The sequence below is a fragment of the Amycolatopsis sp. NPDC054798 genome, from assembly GCF_053611505.1.
The window spans coordinates 90,091-110,006 of sequence record NZ_JBSHAM010000021.1; the positions used below are offsets into that span (position 1 = coordinate 90,091).

The 19,916-nt window shown below is 68.6% G+C and carries 18 protein-coding genes; 5 read left to right on the top strand and 13 right to left on the bottom strand.

Annotated features, from left to right (window positions below; translation table 11 throughout):
- Positions 1-59: 59 nt before the first annotated feature.
- Positions 60-1,061 (bottom strand): amidohydrolase family protein, encoded by a 1,002-nt coding sequence (locus ACWGIC_RS16025; RefSeq protein ID WP_452076683.1) that lies wholly within the window; start codon positions 1,059-1,061, stop codon positions 60-62.
- Positions 1,062-1,124: 63 nt separating this feature from the next.
- Here ACWGIC_RS16025 and ACWGIC_RS16030 point away from each other — a divergent pair, with 63 nt between their 5' ends.
- Both ACWGIC_RS16030 and ACWGIC_RS16035 read left to right on the top strand, forming a co-directional pair.
- Positions 1,125-1,730, top strand: coding sequence for a TetR/AcrR family transcriptional regulator (locus ACWGIC_RS16030; RefSeq protein ID WP_452076684.1), 606 nt, complete (start codon positions 1,125-1,127; stop codon positions 1,728-1,730).
- 568 nt (positions 1,731-2,298) lie between these two features.
- Positions 2,299-6,015 (top strand): ABC transporter ATP-binding protein, encoded by a 3,717-nt coding sequence (locus ACWGIC_RS16035; protein ID WP_452076703.1) that lies wholly within the window; start codon positions 2,299-2,301, stop codon positions 6,013-6,015.
- A gap of 102 nt (positions 6,016-6,117) precedes the next feature.
- On the opposite strand, the gene ACWGIC_RS16040 is transcribed toward ACWGIC_RS16035, so the two are convergent.
- The 6 genes from ACWGIC_RS16040 to ACWGIC_RS16065 all read right to left on the bottom strand — a co-directional run bounded on the left by ACWGIC_RS16040 (position 6,118) and on the right by ACWGIC_RS16065 (position 10,935).
- Positions 6,118-6,879, bottom strand: a complete 762-nt coding sequence (locus tag ACWGIC_RS16040; protein WP_452076685.1) for an ABC transporter permease — start codon at positions 6,877-6,879, stop codon at positions 6,118-6,120.
- Entirely contained in the window at positions 6,876-7,646 is a 771-nt protein-coding gene (locus ACWGIC_RS16045; protein ID WP_452076686.1) for an ABC transporter ATP-binding protein, read from the bottom strand. Before ACWGIC_RS16045 ends, ACWGIC_RS16040 begins: the two co-directional genes overlap by 4 nt.
- A complete protein-coding gene (locus tag ACWGIC_RS16050) occupies positions 7,643-8,026 on the bottom strand; it encodes a DUF1048 domain-containing protein (RefSeq protein WP_452076687.1) in 384 nt (127 codons plus the stop codon). Before ACWGIC_RS16050 ends, ACWGIC_RS16045 begins: the two co-directional genes overlap by 4 nt.
- Positions 8,016-8,357 carry a PadR family transcriptional regulator gene (locus tag ACWGIC_RS16055; RefSeq protein ID WP_452076688.1) on the bottom strand — a complete coding sequence of 114 codons (342 nt, stop codon included), beginning with the start codon at positions 8,355-8,357 and terminating at the stop codon, positions 8,016-8,018. Before ACWGIC_RS16055 ends, ACWGIC_RS16050 begins: the two co-directional genes overlap by 11 nt.
- A gap of 411 nt (positions 8,358-8,768) precedes the next feature.
- The gene (locus ACWGIC_RS16060; RefSeq protein ID WP_452076689.1) at positions 8,769-9,002 is read right to left on the bottom strand and encodes a hypothetical protein; all 234 of its coding nucleotides are present in this window, start codon (positions 9,000-9,002) and stop codon (positions 8,769-8,771) included.
- A gap of 946 nt (positions 9,003-9,948) precedes the next feature.
- The gene (locus ACWGIC_RS16065) at positions 9,949-10,935 is read right to left on the bottom strand and encodes an acyltransferase domain-containing protein (protein WP_452076690.1); all 987 of its coding nucleotides are present in this window, start codon (positions 10,933-10,935) and stop codon (positions 9,949-9,951) included.
- Between the two features lie 137 nt (positions 10,936-11,072).
- Between ACWGIC_RS16065 and ACWGIC_RS16070 the strand changes: the two genes are divergently transcribed.
- The gene (locus ACWGIC_RS16070) at positions 11,073-12,107 is read left to right on the top strand and encodes a ketoacyl-ACP synthase III family protein (RefSeq protein ID WP_452076691.1); all 1,035 of its coding nucleotides are present in this window, start codon (positions 11,073-11,075) and stop codon (positions 12,105-12,107) included.
- 57 nt (positions 12,108-12,164) lie between these two features.
- Here the strand turns inward: ACWGIC_RS16070 and ACWGIC_RS16075 are convergent, their stop codons facing one another.
- The 6 genes from ACWGIC_RS16075 to ACWGIC_RS16100 are packed head-to-tail and all read right to left on the bottom strand — an operon-like array spanning position 12,165 to position 18,537.
- A complete protein-coding gene (locus tag ACWGIC_RS16075; RefSeq protein ID WP_452076692.1) occupies positions 12,165-12,938 on the bottom strand; it encodes a cyclase family protein in 774 nt (257 codons plus the stop codon).
- Between the two features lie 16 nt (positions 12,939-12,954).
- Positions 12,955-13,704: an SDR family oxidoreductase gene (locus tag ACWGIC_RS16080; RefSeq protein ID WP_452076693.1), complete on the bottom strand. Its 750-nt coding sequence runs from the start codon at positions 13,702-13,704 to the stop codon at positions 12,955-12,957.
- Entirely contained in the window at positions 13,701-15,554 is a 1,854-nt protein-coding gene (locus ACWGIC_RS16085) for an AMP-binding protein (protein WP_452076694.1), read from the bottom strand. The genes ACWGIC_RS16080 and ACWGIC_RS16085 overlap by 4 nt, the downstream gene beginning before the upstream one ends.
- Positions 15,547-16,506, bottom strand: coding sequence for an aromatase/cyclase (locus ACWGIC_RS16090; RefSeq protein WP_452076695.1), 960 nt, complete (start codon positions 16,504-16,506; stop codon positions 15,547-15,549). The genes ACWGIC_RS16085 and ACWGIC_RS16090 overlap by 8 nt, the downstream gene beginning before the upstream one ends.
- 13 nt (positions 16,507-16,519) lie before the next feature.
- The gene (fabG, locus tag ACWGIC_RS16095; protein ID WP_452076696.1) at positions 16,520-17,305 is read right to left on the bottom strand and encodes a 3-oxoacyl-ACP reductase FabG; all 786 of its coding nucleotides are present in this window, start codon (positions 17,303-17,305) and stop codon (positions 16,520-16,522) included.
- The gene (locus ACWGIC_RS16100) at positions 17,302-18,537 is read right to left on the bottom strand and encodes an FAD-dependent monooxygenase (protein WP_452076697.1); all 1,236 of its coding nucleotides are present in this window, start codon (positions 18,535-18,537) and stop codon (positions 17,302-17,304) included. The genes fabG and ACWGIC_RS16100 overlap by 4 nt, the downstream gene beginning before the upstream one ends.
- Positions 18,538-18,704: 167 nt before the next feature.
- Between ACWGIC_RS16100 and ACWGIC_RS16105 the strand changes: the two genes are divergently transcribed.
- Both ACWGIC_RS16105 and ACWGIC_RS16110 read left to right on the top strand, forming a co-directional pair.
- Positions 18,705-19,160 (top strand): nuclear transport factor 2 family protein, encoded by a 456-nt coding sequence (locus ACWGIC_RS16105; protein ID WP_452076698.1) that lies wholly within the window; start codon positions 18,705-18,707, stop codon positions 19,158-19,160.
- The gene (locus ACWGIC_RS16110; RefSeq protein ID WP_452076699.1) at positions 19,157-19,579 is read left to right on the top strand and encodes a nuclear transport factor 2 family protein; all 423 of its coding nucleotides are present in this window, start codon (positions 19,157-19,159) and stop codon (positions 19,577-19,579) included. Before ACWGIC_RS16105 ends, ACWGIC_RS16110 begins: the two co-directional genes overlap by 4 nt.
- Positions 19,580-19,916 lie beyond the last annotated feature (337 nt).

The window sequence follows — 19,916 nt, forward strand, 5'->3', positions numbered from 1 at the left end:
GGACCCGACAGGTTCCTCGCCGCTTTTCTTATGCCCCAAGCATTTTCTGGGCAAGCGGCTCACACGCCGAGCAGCTTTTCCGCGTTAACGTGCGCGATGCGGTGCCGGTCCTCCGCGGACAGTCCGGAATTGGCGAGGAACGCGGCCGCCCCGTCGTTGCCGACGAACGGGTAGTCGACCGAGTGGAGGATCCGGTCCGCGCCGATCTTCTCGAGGCAGAACCGCAGCTGTGCCTGGCTGAACATGCCGGACGGCGTGATGTGCGCGTTCTCCCGGAAGTACTCGGCGAAGGAGCGGTCCAGGCCGGTGATCCGCGCGGGCAGCTGGTCGTCGAGCCGGTCCAGGTAGAACGGGATCATCTCCCCCCAATGCCCGAGGATCACCTGCAGTTCCGGATGCCGGTCGAACACCCCGGACAGCACCAGGTGCACGAAATGCGTCGCGGTTTCCACGTGCCAGCCCCAGGCAGCGGCCTGGAACCGCGCGGTGACCACCGGATCGAGGCCGCCGTAGGAGGCGTCGGTGACCGCTCGCGGCGGCAGGCCGGGGTGGAGATAGATCGGCACTCGCAGCCGGGCCGCGGCGGCCAGCACCGGGGCGAACCGCGGGGCGTCGAGGAATTCGCCTTCGGTCCGCCCGGTGATCAGGGTGCCGACGAACCCCTGTTCGGACACGCACCGGGCCAGTTCCCGCGCCGCGGCTTCGGGCGCGGCGGTGCCCAGCGTGGCGAAAGCGGCGAACCGGCCGGGGTACGCGGCGACCGCTGCGGCTGCGGTGTCGTTGGCGCGGCGGGCCAATTCGGGCGCGACGTCGGCGGGCGCCTGCTGCCCCCACAGCCCGGAAAGGACCTGCGTGGTGATGCCGTGCCGGTCCATGTCCGCGATCCGGGCTTCGCCGAGTTCTTCGAGTCGTTCCGCCGGCGCCGCGGTGGCGGAGGTGGCATTGCCCTCGGCGGCCGAATAGGCACGCACGAAGCCGGGCCCGAGTTCGCGCATCACCGGGGCGCTCGCGGCGGTGAGGGCGGGATCGGAGAAGTGCTCTTCCAGCGTGATGATCCGCATCGGGGCTCCCTGGATAAATTAGTAGACAAGTTGTCCACTAATTCGATGTTAGGCTGCTGTCCCATGGCGCGCAACGACTCCGAACCGGCCAAACGCGGACGGGGCCGCCCGCCGTCGGCCGAGGTGCGCCGCCGCATCCTCGAAACCGCGGCGGCGGTGCTGCGCGAGAACGGCGTCTCCGAGGTCACCTTCGACAAGGTGGCGCGCCGCGCCGAGGTGAGCCGGATGACGCTGTACAAGTGGTTCCGCTCGCCCGCCTCGCTGGCGCTCGCCGCGTTCGAGGACACCTACGCGGATTCACTGCGCCCCGAGTCGACCGGCGACCTGTGGACCGACCTGCGCACCTATCTGCGGGAGTTCGTCGCCAACCTGTCCGAGCCCCGCCTCGGCGCGATGGTCGCCGGGCTGCTCGGCTCCGCCCAGCACGACCCGGCGCTGGCCAGCGAGATTTCCGACATCTACACCCGGCCCCGCCGCGAAGGAGCCACCGAACTGCTGCGCGCCGGCCAAGAACGCGGGCAACTGCCAGCGTCAGTAAATGTCGAGGTGCTGGTCGATCAACTGTGGGGCGCCTGCTACGCCCGCCTGCTGCTCCCCGAGGGCGCACTGAACGAAGCTTTCGCGGACACCCTCGTAGCAAACCTGCGCGCCCTGTCCGCCCCACACTGATTCAGTCCCGACCCGCAACCCCCGCCACACACCGCATTCGCCTACCCCGCAACAAAACCCACCCCGCCCCCACTGGCCCGCCGCGAACGCCCCACCCACAACCCAACCGCCACCATCAAGCACCGCGGGGGTCCGGGGGGCTCGGCCCCCCGGGCAATACGACGCCCCTTCCAAGCGAAGCGCGGCCACGCGCGAGCAGGGAGGGGCCAGAAGGGGCGACCCGCTCAACCAGCCTGGGGGTCACTGGGAGCGGGTCGCCGGGTACTAGCTTAAAGAACATTCGGCTGGCGCGCTCGTCCGGGGGTGGATTTCGCCGGGGTTCTCACCCGCGACCAGGTGAACGTTCAACCTTTCACCTTTGCTTCCGGGGGCAGGGTTTCCCTGCTCCGCGCGGGTTCCAGGGTCCTTCGAAACTCGCTGGCGTGCCGTTCGTCACCTCTGCGCCCGGCAGCGCCGGTTGTGCCCGTTTGATCCGGGGCGGCGGCTCGCTCGGGAATAAATTGTCGGTGCCGCTCCCTAACCTTGTGATGTGACCACCACTGCGACGCCTGCGCGTCAAGACCGTCCGATTGCTGAGACGGCGCCCCGACCGGTCGGCTGGGTGCGCCGGTTGTCCGCTGCCTGCTGGGAGCACCGCGGCGTTGTCGTGCTCGCGATGACGGCGGCGATTCTGAGCGTGGGCGTGCAGGCGGCGAGTCCGTTGCTGGTGCGGTCGGCGGTGGACGACGCGGTGGCCGGGCACACTTCGCAGCTGGCCGGGCTCGCGGCGGCGCTGGTGGCGTTGCAGGTCGTCGCGTTCGGGTCGGCGTTCCTGCGCCGGTATGTCGGCGGGCGGCTGGCGCTGGACGTGCAGCACGATCTGCGGAACCGGGTGTTCGGGGCGGTGTCGCGGCTGGATGGCGGGAAGCAGGACGCGTTGCGCACCGGGCAGGTCGTGTCGCGCGCGATTTCGGATCTGCAGCTGGTCACCGGGTTGCTGATGCAGGTTCCGTTGTCGGCGGGGTCGGTGATTTTCGCGGTGCTCGCGCTGGGCGCGATGCTGTGGATGTCGCCGCTGCTCACGCTCATCGCGCTGGTGGTCGCGCCCGCGGTCGGGATTGTCGTGGCCTTGAGCCGGCGGCGGTTGTTCCCGGCGACCTGGTCGGCGCAGCAGCGCGCGGCGGATGTCGCGCAGCAGGTCGAGGAAACTGTCACCGGCGTGCGCGTGGTGAAGGGTTTCGGGCAGGAGGCGCGAGAGGTCGCCCGGCTGGAGCGCACGGCACGGAAGCTTTTCGCGGAGCGGTTGCGCGCGGCGAAACTGTCCGCGTTGCCGACGGCGACCACGTCGGCACTGCCTGCCGCGGGTCAGGTCGCGGTGCTGGCGATCGGCGGCGTGCTGGCGTTGAACGGGCAGATCAGTCTCGGCACGTTCCTCGCGTTCGCCACCTATCTCGCGGCGTTGATCGGCCCGGCGCGGTTCCTGTCCGGTCTGGTGGTGCAGGCGCAGCTCACGCGTGCCGGCGCGGAGCGGGTGTACGAGCTGATCGACGCGCAGCCGGAGGTCGCCGACAGCCCGGACGCACGGCCGTTGCCTCCCGGCACGCTGGGCGTGGAACTGGACGACGTGAAGTTCGGCTACACCCGCAGCGATCCGGTCCTCGACGGGCTCACGCTGGAAGCGCGTCCCGGTGAAACGCTCGCGCTGGTGGGCACGGCGGGGTCCGGGAAGTCCACGATTTCCATGTTGCTGCCCCGGTTTTACGACGTGCACTCGGGCGCGGTGCGGGTCGGCGGGCTGGACGTACGGGACGTGCCGCTGAAGGAACTGCGGCAGGCGATCGGCGTGGTTTTCGAGGAAGCGTTCCTGTTCTCCACGTCGGTGCGGGACAACATCGCTTACGGCCGTCCGGACGCGAGCGACGAGGAGGTCTACGCGGCCGCTCGCGCGGCAGAGGCGGACGAGTTCATCCGCGCGCTGCCGGACGGGTACGACACCGAGGTCGGCGAACGCGGGCTCACGCTGTCCGGCGGGCAGCGGCAACGGCTCGGGCTCGCCCGCGCGCTGCTCACCGATCCGCGCGTGCTGATCCTGGACGACGCCACCTCGGCGATCGACACCGTCACCGAAGCCGCGATCCACGACACGCTGCGCGCGGTCACCGCCGAACGCACCACGCTGCTCATCGCGCACCGGCGGTCGACGCTGCAACTCGCCGACCGGATCGCGGTGATGGATCAGGGCCGGGTGGTCGACGTCGGCACCGAGGAGGAGCTGCTGGCGCGGTGCGCGCTGTTCCGCGAGTTGGTCGCTGGGCCGGGCGACGACGTCGAAAAGCCGCACCGTTGCGACAAGCTTGAGCCCGGCGCGGACGGCATCACGGAGGTGCTGTGGCCGCACGACGAACGCGACGAGGTCGACGCTCTCGCCGAGGCCGCGCAGTCCCGCGGCGGGGTGCCAGGCGGTGGGAGCGGCTTCGCCGGCAGCGGCGGCGCAGATGTGCCGCCGACCCCGGAGTTGCTGGAAGGCGTGCGCCGGTTGCCGCCGGCGACCGACCGGCCGCGACTGTCCGATGTGGACGTCACAGCCCCGGATCCCGGTTTCCGGCTGTCCCGGATCCTGCGCCCGGTGCGGTGGCCGCTCATCGGGGTGATCGGCCTGGTCGCGGCCGACGCGCTGGCCTCGCTCGCGCTGCCCGCGCTGTACCAGCGCGGGGTGGACCACGGCGTGCTGCCGGGAGTGGCGAGCGTGGTGTGGCTGCTGGCCGGGATCGGCGCACTGGTGGTGGCGGCCGACTGGTTCGTCGTGCGCTGGCAGACGCGGCTCACCGCGCGCGTCGGCGAGACGGTGCTGTACTCGCTGCGCGTGCGCAGTTACGCGCACCTGCAACGGCTCGGGCTGGACTACTACGAGCGCGAGCTGTCCGGGAAGATCATGACCCGGATGACCACGGACGTCGACGCTTTGTCCACGTTCCTGCAGACCGGCCTCGCCACCGCGGTGGTCAGTGCGCTCACCTTGGCGGGCATCACGGTCGCGCTGCTGGTCACCGATGCCGCCCTGGCCGTGTACGCACTGGCCATGCTGCCGATTCTGCTCGTCGCCACGTTGGTGTTCCGGCGGGTCGCCTCACGCGCGTACACCGAGGCGCGCGAGAAGGTGAGCGTCGTCAACGCGGACATGCAGGAAAACGTCAGCGGTCTGCGCGTCGCCCAGGCGTACACGCGCGAAGAGCGCTCGGCGGAGGTGTTCGCTTCGCGCAGCGACGACTACCGGCGGTCGCGGCTGCGCGCGCAGCGGTACATCGCGACGTACTTCCCGCTTGTCTCGCTGCTTTCGGATTTGGCGACCACCACCGTGCTGGTCGTCGGCGCACACCGCGTCGCGGGCGGCACGCTCGAAGCTGGCGTGCTGCTGGGATTCCTGTTGTACCTGCAGCAGTTCTTCTCTCCGATCCAGCAACTGTCGTCGGTGTTCGACGGCTACCAGCAGGCGCGCGTCGGCCTGAGCCGCATCGGCGACCTGCTGCGCACGCCGACGTCGGTGCCCCCGGCTGAGCAGCCGGTCGCGCTGCCCGCGCGGCTGTCCGGCGAAGTGCAGTTCAAGGACGTCGATTTCTCTTACACCGGCGCGGAAAAGCCCGCACTGGAGCACCTGACGCTCGACGTCGCGGCGGGCGAAACCGTCGCGCTGGTCGGCGCGACCGGCGCGGGCAAATCCACCGCGGTAAAGCTCGTCGCGCGCTACTACGACGCCACCGGCGGCTCGGTATTGATCGACGGGATCGACGTACGCGAGTACGACCTGCCCGCTTTGCGCGCTCGGATGGGCGTGGTGCCGCAGGAAGCACACCTGTTCTCCGGCACCGTCGCGGACAACGTGCGGTACGGCCGCCCCGAAGCCACCGACGCGGAGGTCGAGGCCGCCGTGCGCGCAGTCGGCGCGCTGGACGGAGTGGCCGCGCTGCCCGCCGGTTTCCGGCAACCAGTGGGCGAACGCGGCCGTTCGCTGTCCGCCGGGCAACGGCAGCTCGTCGCGCTGGCCCGGGCCGAACTGGTCGACCCGGACGTCCTCCTGCTCGACGAAGCCACCGCCGCCCTGGACCCGGCCACCGAAGCCACCGTCCTGCGCGCCACCGAACACCTCGCCCGGCGCCGCACCACCTTCGTAGTCGCACACCGGCTGGCGACCGCCGCGAAAGCGGACCGGATCGTGGTGCTCGACCACGGCCGCATCGTCGAACAGGGCACGCACGCCGAGCTGGTCGCGGCGGACGGGCATTACGCGCGGCTGTGGGCGCTGGGGTGAGTCAGGAGACGACGTTGGCGAAGACCGCACCGACGACCAAAGCACTCACCAAACCGGCCGCAGCAGACAAGCACCACACGCAACCGTGCGCGCTCGGGTGACTCAAGAGATCTTGCGACGATAAATCATGTTCGCGAACACATACGCCACCACCAGAATCCCGACACACCACGCCAACGCCGTCCAGACGCCACTGCCAACCGGACGCTCGGCGAACAGGTCGCGAATGGTGTTGACGATCGACGTCACCGGCTGGTGTTCGGCGAACGCACGCACCGGGCCGGGCATCGTGCCGGTGGGCACGAAGGCCGAGCTGACGAACGGCAGGAAGATGAGCGGGTAGGAGAACGCGCTCGCGCCGTCCGCGGTTTTGGCGGTGAGGCCGGGGATCACCGCGATCCAGGTCAGCGCCAGGGTGAACAGGACCAGCATGCCGAGCACCGCGAGCCACGCCAGCGGCCCCGCGCTGGTGCGGAAACCCATCGCGAACGCGACGAGCACAACCACGGCGACCGAGATCAAGTTCGCGATCACCGAGGTGAGCACGTGCGCCCACAGCACCGCCGAGCGCGCGATCGGCATGGACTGGAAGCGTTCGAAGATGCCGCCTTTCATGTCCAGGAAGAGCCGGAACGCGGTGTAGGCGATGCCGGAGGCGATGGTGATCAGGAGGATGCCGGGCAGCAGGTAGGTCACATACGACTCGGAGCCGGTGTTGATCGCGCCGCCGAAGACGTAGGTGAAGAGCAGCAGCATGATAATCGGCGTGATCGTCGTGGTGATGATCGTGTCCAGGCTGCGGGTGATGTGCCGCAGCGATCGTCCTAACAGGACCGAACTGTCCGCGACGAAATGGCTGCTCATTGTCCGTCCCCCTGGTTTCCGGTGCCGACAAGGGAAAAGAAGACGTCTTCCAGCGTCGGCTGCTTCTCGACGTACTCGACCTTCGCCGGCGGGAGGAGCTGCTTGAGCTCGTCCAGCGTGCCGTTCACGAGCACCCGGCCCTCGTGCAAAATCGCGATCCGGTCGGCGAGGTGTTCGGCCTCATCCAGGTACTGCGTGGTGAGCAGCACCGTCGCCCCCTGATCGGCGAGCTCTTCGACCGCCTTCCAGACGTCGTTGCGCGCCTGCGGGTCGAGCCCGGTGGTCGGCTCGTCGAGGAAAATGACCTGCGGGTCCCCGATCAGGCTCATCGCGATGTCGAGACGACGGCGCATGCCACCGGAGTACGTCGACACCTTCCGCGCCCCGGCGTCGGTCAAGGAGAACCTCTTCAGCAACTCGTCGGCGATCTCGCCCGAGTTCTTGAGATGCCGCAATTTGGCGACCAGCACCAGATTTTCGCGCCCGGTAAGGATTTCGTCGACCGCCGCGAACTGCCCGGTGAGGCTGATCGACTCGCGCACCTCCGCCGCCTGGCCAGCGACAGAGTACCCGTTGATCTCCGCCTCCCCCGCGTCCGCCTTGAGCAAGGTGGCCAAAATGCGCACGACCGTCGTCTTGCCCGCGCCATTCGATCCGAGCAGCGCGAAAATGCTTCCGCGCGCCACCTCGAAATCGACCCCGCGCAGAACTTCCAATTTCCCGTACGACTTCTGCAGCCCCCGTACTCGAATCGCCGGCTTCGTCATACCGCACCGCCTGCCGCGCGGTCGATCGATTCGGTCAGCCGCGTCCGTTCCCGGGAAATCCAGTTCCCCTCGGGGTAACTCCGGAGAAATTCCTCCGCGAACTCGACCGGTTCGTCACCGACGATGCCCCGCACGCTCGTCCCGTTGGCCACACTCTGCTCGAACAGGTCGATGAGGTCGTCCAGCATCCGCAGATGCCCCTCCGCCGTGCCCGGCCCGAAGTACTGCACGTACCGGTGCAACGCCTTGATCGCCGCCCGGTAATCCGGCGGCAGCTCCTCGACGCGCGCCTTGTACCGCCGGTACCGCTTCTTGTCCTCCAGCGGCCCGGTGACCACCTCCAGGTACTGGAGATATTTGCTCTTGCCTTCATTCCCCATGGTCCATTCCCTCCTTGCGCAGCTGTTCGAGCCGGTCCGAGAGAAACCGCCAGTTCCGCCAGAACTCGTCAAGACTCGCCCGCCCAGGAGCGTTCAACGAGTAAACCTTCCGCGGCGGCCCTTTCTCCGACGGCACTTTCTCGACGTCGACGAGCCCGCGCTGCTCGATCCGCACGAGCAACGCGTAAACGGTGCCCTCGGCGAGATCGGTGAACCCCCGTTCGCGCAACCAGGCGGTGATCTCGTATCCGTAGGCGGGCCGTCCAGCAAGAATCGCGAGAACGATGCCCTCCAAGGTCCCCTTGAGCATCTCCGTCGCCTGCTTGCCCATCGAACGCCCTTCAGCTAGTCAGTGTTGCTGAGTACCGGTAGATAGTAACACTGACTACTGGACGCGGCGAGGGGTGATTTCCAGAAGCGCGGCGGGGCAGGGAGGGGCGTGCCGGGCCCGGTCGAGACGGCGCGCGGGGAAGCCCACTCGGCAGCAGGTTCGAGACGACGTCGTTCTGCTGCGCAGCGTCGGCAGGGTCAGTGAGACTTCGGACTGCGGTTATCGGCTGCGAGCACGCGGGTTCAGACCACCGTCGGCAGCGTCAGGGAGACATCGTGCCGCAGACAATCGGCTCACGAACGCGCCGGTTCAGCCCGATGTCGGCAAGGTCAGGGGGCTTCGCGTTGCGGCCGTCCCGCCGGGAACGCACCGATTCCCGCGAGCGTTCAGGAACCGCTGTCGAGCCGAGGCTCAGGGAAGTTCGCGCCAGCTGAGGTCGCCCCAGCCCGCTGATGTGACGTCGGCGAGTTCGGCCCAGCGAGTCGTCCCGGGCCGGACGTGCGTGTCCGAGCCGATGGACCACTCGGGCGCTTCCGGCTCGACGTGGTCGAATTCGTCAATGCCGGACGGGGTTCGCCACACCGCGGTGCAGGAATCGCACATCAGCACGACTTTGCCGTGCTCGGTGACGAGCGGGCGAATCAATCCCTGATCCCAGAATGACGGACACTCGACCAGCCACATCGCGTCACCACCGCCTTGCGCCTCGGAAACCGCTGCGCCCGAGTGAGGCCGCAGCCTTTCGACAGCACAACACCGCTCAGTGAACGACCCGCTACGCCGATGCCAACTCAGCCGGAACAGGCGCGGACGACCCTGCGCCGCACTACCCGCATGGGTGACCTGACCGCGAAGGCCCGGATGGGGACGCCTCAAGACGCGCGTTCGCGGGCCGCCAGTCGCTGCCGCATCGCGTGGTGTCGGCTGCCGGGCCGCCATCGTGCACAGCGCTCTCCGGCCGCATTCGACGCGCCGGTGCGCGCTCAGCCCTCCTGCCGCTCCTCGCGACGGCAGAGGGCTGCTCGCCGCAGGTCCCGCTTCCGACAAGCCCGCCGCACGAGTCACAGCCAACGACACCTGCATCGCTCGTCTCAGCCGCACTCAACGCCTGCCAGGTCGCCGCCGCACGAGCCAGCCAGCATCGCCCGCCTCAGCCATACCCAACGCCAGCCAAGTCGCCACCACAACGAATCAGCCAGCGACACCCGCACCGCTCGCCCCAGCACCTGCCAGCCGGACCCCACGATTCAGGCAGCAACGCTCGCCTCGGCCGCACCCAGCGCCTGCCAGCCACGACCGCACGGTTCAGCCAGCAACACCCGCCTCAGCCGCACCCAGCATCTGCCAGCCAACCTGTCACCGCGCAAGGCCTAACCACCCGAGCCAGCATCGCCCGCCTCAGCACCTCGCCTGCCAAGCCGTCGCCGAACAAGGCCCTCGGAGCCAGCAACGCCCGCCCCAGTCGCACTCAACGCCTCGCGACGAGCCGTGGCCACACAAGGCCCGTCCACCCCAACCAGCAAAACCACACCACTCACCCCGGCTCACGACAAGCCGTCACCACACCAGGCCCCCAAACCAGCAACACCACTCACCCGGCCGCCCCAAGCTTCTCCCGACAAGCCGCCACCGCAGCAAGATCCGCCTCCGGACCGCCAGCCCGAGCGGGCAGCATCGCCAGCACCGAAGCCTCCCCCGCCCGCACCGTCGGATGGCTGCGCGCCGCCTTCGCCAGCAGCTGCGACGGCCCCGTCTCCACCAGCACCCGCTGCCCCTCGGCCGAAAGCGGCGAGTCCTCCCCCAGCAACGTCCCCAACGCAGGCCAGAACCGCACCGGCTCAACCGGATGCGAGGCCCAGTAAGAAGGATCAGTCGCCTCGGCGTCAGTAAGACGACGGCCGGTATAACCCGACACCATCGGGATCTTCGGCGGCGAAGGCTGAGCAGCAGCCACCGATGGAAGGCTCCGCGCGGCAGCCTCAGCCAACGCCGGGCTGTGGAAGGCCGACGTCGCGGGAACACGGAGACAGGTGCGTCCATCGGCACGCAACTTCGCCGCTGCCTCCGCCAAAGGCGCTTCCGGGCCAGAGAGAATCAACTGCCGAGGAGCATTGATCGCACCGATCACTACCTCATCAGTCAGAACCCCAGCGACATCGTCGACTGTCGCGGCCACGGCCAGCATTCCGCCAGCGGGAGCCAAAGCCAGCTCCTGCACCCGACGCCACATCAGCTCCGCAGCGGCGGGAACCTCGAAGACGCCAGCCAGCGTCGCCGCGGCCACCTCGCCGACGCTGTGGCCCAGCAGGGCAACCGGCTGCACGCCCCACGAAAGAACCATCCGGCCCAAGGCATGCCCCACCGTGAACAGCAGGATTTGCGAGCGGGTCACGTGGTCCAGCGGCACGACCGGCGAGTCGGTGAGCCAGTCGGCGCGGACGGCGGAGCCGTCGGGGCCCAAGGCGGCGAAAACCTCGTCCACCGCGGCGGTGAACACCTCGTCGTGACCGTACAGGCCGGCGGCCATTCGGACGTGCTGCGAGCCCTGGCCCGGGAACAGCAGTGCGACCTCGGTCATCAACGAACTCCTTCCGCCTGCGACAGCCGGAACCGGATCGTCGGGCACGGCGGTCGACGGCGGCTCGACCCCTGCTGGACTGCCAGGTCGAGTCCGTTCCCACACACTGTCGAGACCCGGCCGGAAGGGTGGCCACTATGAGATTCGACGGGCTGTACCTCGCCGGGCTCGGGAGTTGGCTGCCACCGGCGACGACGACCGCCGAAGCGGTGCGGAGCGGGCAATGCTCGGCCGAGACGGCGCGCAAAAGCGAGATGGAATCCGTCCTGGTCGCGCCCGAAGGGATCGCGCCGCCGGAGATGGCGGCTCGGGCCGCGCGGGTCGCCTTGGGGCGGTCCGGAGTGGCGCGCGGCGACATCGCGGTGTTGCTGCACGCGACGTTGTTCCATCAGGGCTACGACCTGTGGTCACCCGCCTCGTACGTCCAGCGGGCGGCGGTCGGCGGGACCTGTCCGGCGATCGAGGTGCGGCAGGTTTCCAACGGTGGGATGGCGGCGCTCGACCTGGCGGCCAGCTACCTCCTGGCAGACCCGGCGCGGCAGGCGGCGTTGATCACCGCGGCGGATCGCTTCGACGGGCCCGATTTCGACCGTTGGCACAGCGATCCGGGGACGGCGTATGCCGACGGCGGGACGGCGATGGTGTTGTCCAGTGTGGGCGGGTTCGCGCGGCTGCGCAGCCTGGCGGTGGTCGGCGGGCCGGAGCTGGAAGGCATGCACCGGGCGGGGGCGGCGTTCGGCGAAGTCGCGATGAGCGACCGGCAGCTGGTCGATCTGGACGCGCACAAAAGATCATACGTCGCCGAGGCTGGGATGTCACAGACTCTCGCTGCCATCCTCGACGGGCAGCGGGAGGCATTGAAGCGCGCGCTGAGCGACGCCGAGCTGGAACTGTCCGATGTGGACCGACTGGTGCTGCCGCATTTCGGAAGGCGGCGGCTGGTGTCGAATTACCTGCGGCACATGGACGTTCCGCTGGAGCGGACGACGTGGGACTTCGACAGCCACATCGGCCACCTCGGGGCGGGCGACCACATCGTCAGCCTGGAACACCTCGTGCGGACCGGCGGCCTTCGGCCGGGACAGACGTGTCTGCTGATGGGCGTCGGTGCGGGATTCTCATGGAGCAGCGCGGTAATCGAACTGCTTGAGAAGCCCGAGTGGGCCGACTAAACGCCATAAAAGAAAGGCCCCGCGAGAGAAGACTCGCGGGGCCTTTCTCGTGTGAAGCTATTCGACGATAGCGACCGCGCGAGCCCAACCGGCGCCGGCGCCAGCCAGCTTCACCGGGAAGCACGACAGCGTGAAACCGTGCGCCCGCGGCAGTTCTCCGAGGTTCGCCAGCCGCTCGATCTGGCAGTACTCCCGGTCGCGTCCGCGCATGTGCGCCGGCCACAGCACCGACTTGTCACCGGTCCGCTGGTAGGTCTCGATGATGTGCGTGAACGGCGCGTCGAGGCTGAACGCGTCCGTGCCGATCACCCGGACCCCGAAGTCCAGCAACAGGTCCAGTCCGGACTGGTCGAGGCCGACGAACTCGGTGAAGTACTTCGGCGTGCCGGCGTGCTGGTCGGCTCCGGTGTGAAGCAGGACGATGTCCAGCTCCTTCGGCTGATAGTCCACTCGGGACAGTTCGGCGCGCACGTCGTCCGCGGTGATGACGCCCGGCGCGCGGCCGGTGAAGTCCAGTACCACGGCGGGGCGGTGGAACCAGTCCACCGGCATCTGGTCGATCGTGCGCGGGGCCGAACCGTAAGACGTGGCGTCGCCGTAGTGCGCCGGCGCGTCGATGTGCGTGCCGGTGTGCGTGGTCAGCGAGACGGTGTCGTTAGTCAGGAACTCGGCGTCCCGCAACACCTCCGGGTCGAGTTCCATGCCGAAGTGCTCGCGCATTTCCGACACCAGGTGTTTCGCCCCGTCCTGCGCGGACATGGTGACCAGCGACAGCGGCTCCGGCTCCCACCCCTGCGGGTCGATCGGGGAGGACAAGTCAATCAGCTGCACGGATTTCTCCTTCTAGTCAGGACCGCAGGCTGAGCCCGCCGTCTGCGGTGATCACCTGGCCATGGATCCAGCCGGCTTCCGGTGCGCTCAGCAGCGCGACGACATCGGCGACATCGGCGGGAGTGCTGAGGCGACCGGCGGGGGTCCGTGCCGCCAGCACCTGCACCATTTCCGGCTGCGTGGTTTCCTCGCCCTTGTCGAGCTTCGCGGTCGTGACGGCGTTGACCGTGATCCCGCGCGGAGCCAGCTCGACCGCCAGGTAGCGCACCAGCGATTCGAGCGCAGCCTTCGCGACACCCAGCGCGACATAGCGCGGAATGACCCGCTGCGCGCCGGAACTGGAGACGGCGAGCACCCGGCTGCCCGGCTTCAGGTGTTCCAGAAGCGCGGGTACCAAGCGCAGCAACGGATCCAGCGCGGCGGAGACGTCGGTGTGCAAGTCGGCAACAACAGCGCCGGCGGCGGGCATCGGATGCCACGACGCGGCGTTGTGCACCAAGACGTCCAGACCGCGGCCAGCCGCCGCAACGGCTGCGACCAACTGCGCCGCACCGTCCTCAGTGGACGGATCGGCGCGGATCAGGGACGCCGAGCCGGGCAAACCTTCGAGGCTCGCGAGCGCGGCTTTGGCGGCTTCGTCGTCGTGCGCGTAGTCGAGCAGCACGTGCGCGCCGCTCGCGCAGAATTTGCGGGCGATGGCCAGCCCCAGCCCTTTGGTGGCGCCGACCACCAGCACGCTGCGGCCGGCCAGACCGAGATCGCTCACGCCGAGGCCTCGGACACCGTCGAGTACAGGTCCGCCTCGACGTCCACCAGCTCGACGAACTTCTTCACGTGCGCCTGGAATTCGGGGCTGGTCACGACTGCCTTGTGCGCGTTCGCGTCGACCCACTGGCCGATGTTCAGGTACACCTTGGGATCGCGCAGCGACCGCACCATCTGGTAGGCGACGAACCCGGGCTGCTCGGCCATGTACTGCGCGTGCTCGGTGAAGACCTTCTCGAACTCTTCCGGCTCGCCCTTGACGGTGAACTTGCTGATGAACGTGACCACGGTATCGGCTCCTAGCAGTGCGGTTCCGGGATTCTGGCTGCCGCGCACGGAGGACAGCGCCTCGCGCAACTCGCGGCGGACGAGCTTGCCGTTGGGCGAACGCGGGATCGCCCTGGTCAGCTCGACGTGTTCGATGTGCTTGTAGTACGGCTGGGCGGCGTTGATCTCCGCGGCGATCTCGCCCGCGCGCGGCACCCAGTCGTCGCCCGCCGGGACGATCAGCGCGGCCGCCACCGCGCCGGCGAACTCGTCCGGCTGGTCGACCACCGCGCAGTCCGCCACACCGGGGTGGCGCAGCAGCTCAGCCTCGATTTCGGTGGGCGAGATCAGCCAGTTGTCGCGTTTGAAGACGTCCTTGATGCGGTCGACCAGGAACAGGTACCCGTCCTCGTCCAGGCAGCCGACGTCCCCGGTGGGCAGCCAGCCGTCCGAGCCGATGCCGTCGCCGTCGGGACGGCCGAGGTAGCCGCGCATCACCTGCGGGCCGCGCACCTCGACCTCGCCGCGTTCGCCGGTCGGCAGCGGCTCCCTGGTCGTCAGATCGACAACGCGCACCTCGGTGTCGCGCACGACCTGGCCGACCGAACCTGGCCGGGGCGCGGCCGAGCCGTCGGACAGCACCAGCGGCGCGGTTTCGGCGAGGCCATAACCCTGCACGACCGGGATGCCGAACTGCTCGCGGAGGATTTCCGCGTGCACCGGGGACAGCGCCGAACCGCCGGACAGGATGACCTCGCAGCCGGGCAGCTTCAGCTCCGCCAGCCGCGAATCGGTGGCGAGCCGGGCCAGCCGGAACGGCATCGAGTAGTAGTGCGTCACCCCGGCGGCGAGCGGAATCGTGGCGACCGGGTCCGGCACCAGGCACAGCACCTGGGTGGCACCGGCGATCAACGCGGAGTTCAGGTGCATCGGGTGGTAGCTGGGCAGGTGGTTGAACGTCACCGACGTTCCGGTCACCCCGTGCGCTTCGGCGACCTGCACCGCGTTGACCGCGATGTTGCGGTGGGTGAGCCGCACACCCTTGGACTGCCCGGTGGTGCCGCTGGTGAAGTGGATGCACGCGACCGCGTCCGGCTCCAGCTCCATCGGCGAGCCGGCCGGGCCCGCTGCCAGCGCGGCGACCGACGTCGGGCGGTCCGGATTCCCGAAGCACAGCAGGTGGTCCGGCGTCGCGGAGGCACGGGCGACGGCCGCGGTCATCGAGTCGTTCAGCACCGCCGCGGCGGCGGACGACTCGGTCAGCACCCGGCCGAGATCGCCTTCCCGCAGCAGCGGGCTCAACGGCAGCACGACGTTTCCGCTGCGCAACGTGCCGTAGTAGGCGATCGCGAACTCCGGGTGCAGCACCGAGGACATCGCGACGACCGAACCCGCCGACCCGATCCGATCCGCCAGCCCGGCGGCGAAGCCGGACGCGGCACGGTCGAGTTCGGCGAACGTCAAGGCTGTCTCGCCGAGTCGCACCGCGACCTGATTCGGGCTGTTCTCCGCGAGGATGCGCAGCGCATCCGGCAGCAGCGGCGTGTCCAGCAGCGACTTGACCGGAAGGACACCGTCAGCCATCGGCGCGTTCCTCCGCCCAGGCCTTGGCGAGGTTCAGCGTCGCGGAGCTGTTGGTGCCCAGGGCATTGCGGACGAACGCCTTCGCGTCCTCGACGGTCTTTCCCTCGCCGAGAATCTGCTCAACCGCGTCGCGCTTGATCACCACGGTGTGCTCGGACGTCGCGCGCACGCTTCCGTCCGCGTTGGGCACGATCGTCCACAGTCCGTTGTGGACGGTCATCAGCGCGGGCAGCACCAGCTGCTTGTACGCGATGGCGTGCTCGTCGTCGAAGCACACGCGCACCGACTTCGTGGTGTGCACGGCACCGGTCGCGGTCTTGGTGTCCATCTCCATGACCTGCAGACCAGGGGTTTCCTCGGTCAGGTCGAGGCGCTGGACGTGCGGCAGCCGTTCCGGCCAGAGGTCTGAACGGTAGAGGAAGTCGTAGACAGACGCCGCGTCCGCGTTGATGTCGACGCTGTCGGCGAAAACCGTCGTGAGTTCTTCAGTCTCGGCAAGGCTTTCCGCGATAGTGCGGAGGTTCTCCAGCTCGTGCTCGCTGTTGCGGTCGACCGCCTTGCTCACCCACTCGACGTTCTCCGGCAGGTCGCGCACCGCGCTGAACGCGTGTTCCAGTACGACGGTGCACGAACCCGGGCCGCCGGGCTGGATGTTCCACGCCCCGGTCATCGACGCGACCGGATGCTGCGAAACCTCCTGGCGGAAGTCGATGCGCAGGGCGCCCTCGTCGAAGTCGCGGCGCGAGGTCCAGGTCTTGGGCTCGTCGTTCGCGGTGGCCCACAACCGGATTCGCTCGGTGGTGCCGTCTTGTTCGAGCTGGCGCGCGTAGACCGTCGGTCCGAAGTAGACGGGCCAGCGGGTCACGTCGGCGAGCAGCGCGTACACGGCCGAGGCGGGCGCGGCGACGTCGATCTTGTGTTCGGTCTCGTAGATCCGCAGTGGTGCAGCCACGTGCTCGGTCCTCTCAGTAGTTGCCAAGCCCGCCGCAGACGTTGATCGCCTGCCCGGTCATGGACGCCGCGGTGTCGGTGACGAGGTAGCCGACGAGGCCCGCCACCTCCTCCGGAGTGGAGTACCGGCCGAGCGGGATCTTCGCGGTGAACTTCTCCAGCACGGCTTCCTCGGTGGTGTCCCAGGCCTTCGCGTAACGGCCGCGGATCGCCTGTGCCATCGGGGTTTCCACGTAACCGGGGCACACCGCGTTGACCGTGACGCCGGTCTTGCCCAGCTCGAACCCGAGCGCCTTGGTGAAGCCGACGACGCCGTGCTTCGACGCCGAGTAAGGCGCGCCGAGCACCACGCCCTGTTTGCCCGCGGTGGACGCGATGTTGATGACCCGGCCCTTGTCCTTGGCCAGCATGCCGCCCTTGGTGAGCACCTCGCGGGTCATCAGGAAGACGCTGTTGAGGTTCGTGTTGATCACGTCGAACCACAGCTCGTCCGGGATCTCGGCGGTCTGCCCGCCGCCGCTGCGGCCGGCGTTGTTGACCAGGACGTCGATCGGGCCGTAACGGTCGACCGCGGCCGCGACCAGCGCCTGGATGTCGTCCTTCTCCCGGACGTCGCAGGTGCTGCCGTCCACGTCCAGTCCCTCGGCGCGCAGGTCCCGCACCGTCTCGTCGACGGATTCCTTGGTGCGGGCGCAGAAAAACACCTGGTAGCCCTGCTGCGCCAGCGATCGCGTCACCGCGAGCCCGATTCCGCTGGTGCCGCCGGTGACCAGCGCTACGCCCCGGCTCTGTTCGGTCATCGTGTCCCTCCTGGGTTGCTCGGCGCACGGAACAGGTCCACGCGCACGTCGCGCGGACGAGCGCCGAACGCGACGAGATTGAGGATCTTGCGGAAGATCGGGGTGTGCGGCAGCAGCTTCGCGACCACCGGCCGCACGGCGTCCACGATCCAGCCGGACGACAGCATTCCCTTGTTCTGCCTCGACTGGAGCGTGAAGACGGTGTCCACTGCCGCGCGTCGCTCGGCCTCGAAACCGGCTAGAGCGGCGGGCTGGTTGTCGCCCGCATTCACCGCGGCGACGAGTTCGGGGTGCAGCGCGACGGCGTCCGCGATGGCGAGGTTGATGCCCTGCGCGCCGATCGGGCTGTGCGTGTGCGCGGCGTCGCCGATGAGCACGAGACCCGGCCGGACCCACTCCTGCGCCCGGCCGGAGAACACGTCCAGCGGCGACAGTTCGGACAGCGCGGTCACCTGGTTGCGGATCAGGTCCGCGTGCTGCGGGACGGCGGCGATCAGCTGCTCCCGGACGTGCTCGATGCCCTCGGCGGCCACCGTTTTGTAGCTGCCCTTCGCCAGCGTCCAGCCGATCTGGACGCGGTCCGGATAGGAGTCGTGCACCAGCACCGGGTCAGCCGCGGTGCGGTGGATGCGGACCGCTCCGGTGCGCCGGTCCGGGGCGATCAGCTTGAACCACACGACGTCGTGCTCGAACTTCTCAAACTTGTCGTAGCCGATCCCGGCGAGCGACCGAGTCTTCGAGTACCGGCCGTCCGCGGCGACCACCCAGCGGGCGCGCACCTGCGTCTCGCCGTCGCCGGAACCGCAGCGGATCCCGGTCACCGCGCCGTTCTCCTCCAGCAGCGCGCGGGTCGAGCAGCCGCTGAGCAGACGGAAACCCGGCGTCGCTTTGCATTCGTCGAGCAGACGTTCCAGCAGGAGCCGCTGCGGCAGGCTGAGCAGGTGCTCGTACGGCGCGGGAAGCGTCGCGTAGTCGATGTCCAGCAGCGTGCGGTCCCCTTGCACCAGCTGGAAATGACGCATCGGGTAGCCGCCGATGCCCTCCAGGACGCCGAGCTGGTCCAGCGTGCGCAACGCACCGGGCTGGATGATCTCGCCCCGGTACTCGCGGTCCAGCGACGCGCTGCGCTCCGCGACGACGACGTCCACTCCGGACCGCGCGAGCAGCAGCGCCAGCACCAGGCCCGCCGGCCCGCCACCGGACACGCACACGTCCGCTTCGATCTCGCGCACTCGATTCCTCCCGCCCTTGCCCGCGGCACTGCCTCGGCACACCCTCCAGCGGCCCGGTCCAAAACGGCTCGACACCCAGTCGGCCGTCCCGCGCGAGTGGTCCACGAGGGGACTTTGAGCCGGCCGCGCGACGGTCGGACAACACGCGGCCGACGAGGAGGACACCGGTGGCGACAACCGTGGGAATGCAGCTGTACCAAGAGGTGCAGGCGTTCTACGCCAAGCAGATGCAGCTGATGGACGACGGCGATGTGGAGCCGTGGGCGCGAACGTTCACCGAAGACGCCACGATCGCGAACAACGCCAATCCGGCGCCGGCGTCAGGCCGGGAGCTGATTTTGAAGGTGGCCCGGAAACTCGCCGCCGACGTTGTCTCGCGCGGGGTCCAGCATCGGCATTGGACCGGGATGCTGGTGGTCACCGAGGACAGCGCGGACCAGGTGCGGACGCAGTTGTACGCGATGGTGGCCGAGATTCCCGCTGGCGGCGAGCCTCGGTTGTGGCGGTCGACGTTCTGCCGGGACACGCTCGTGCGCGGGGCGGACGGGTGGCAGGTCGCCGGGCGTGTGGTGACTCATGACGATATTCAGGATGTGGAAGCTCAGATGGAGGAGCGGGTATGACTGTGTCGGCTGAGTTGTATCAGGAGATTCAGCAGTATTACGCGTGGCAGATGCAGTTGCTTGACCAGGCTCGTACTGATGAGTGGGCGGCTACGTTTACTGAGGACGGGGTTTTCGAGGCTAATGCGGCGCCGGAGCCGGTTAAGGGGCGGGCGGCGATTGCGGCTGCTTCGGCGGCTACGCATCGGCAGTTGGCTGAGGTGCATGAGTTGCGGCGGCATTGGTTGGGGATGCTGACGGTGTCGCCGGGGGGTAGTGAGGATGAGTTGTTTACTCGGTGTTATGCGTTGATTATCGCTACCCGGAAGGGTGGGGAGCCGCGGATTCACTGCAGTACGTTGTGTGAGGATCAGTTGGTGCGGGTTGATGGGGAATGGCTGGTTAAGTACCGGACGGTTTCTCGGGACGATATTCGGTGAGGGTGGGTTTCGGCTCGGGGGAGAATGTTGCGGTGAGGCACCCCGAAGCTTGATTGTGACTACGGTCTGAGGGGGCTTGTCAAGGCGGGAAAGATGCCTTGACAAGCCCCCTCAGACCGTGTTTTGGCTTCGTATCGGGGTGCAGGGGCGGGTGTGGCTGCACTGGTGGGTTTGGGAGCGCGGGCTGCGGTTGGGCAGGTGGGCGCGCTGGGCTTGGATACGCTGGCGAGTTGAGTTCGCGAGTGGCGGTTAGGCAGGAGGGCGGGGCTTGCGCCCCAATGTGGCATTGGGTGCGTCAGACGCACCGAACGCCACATTGGGTGCGTCGCATGCACCC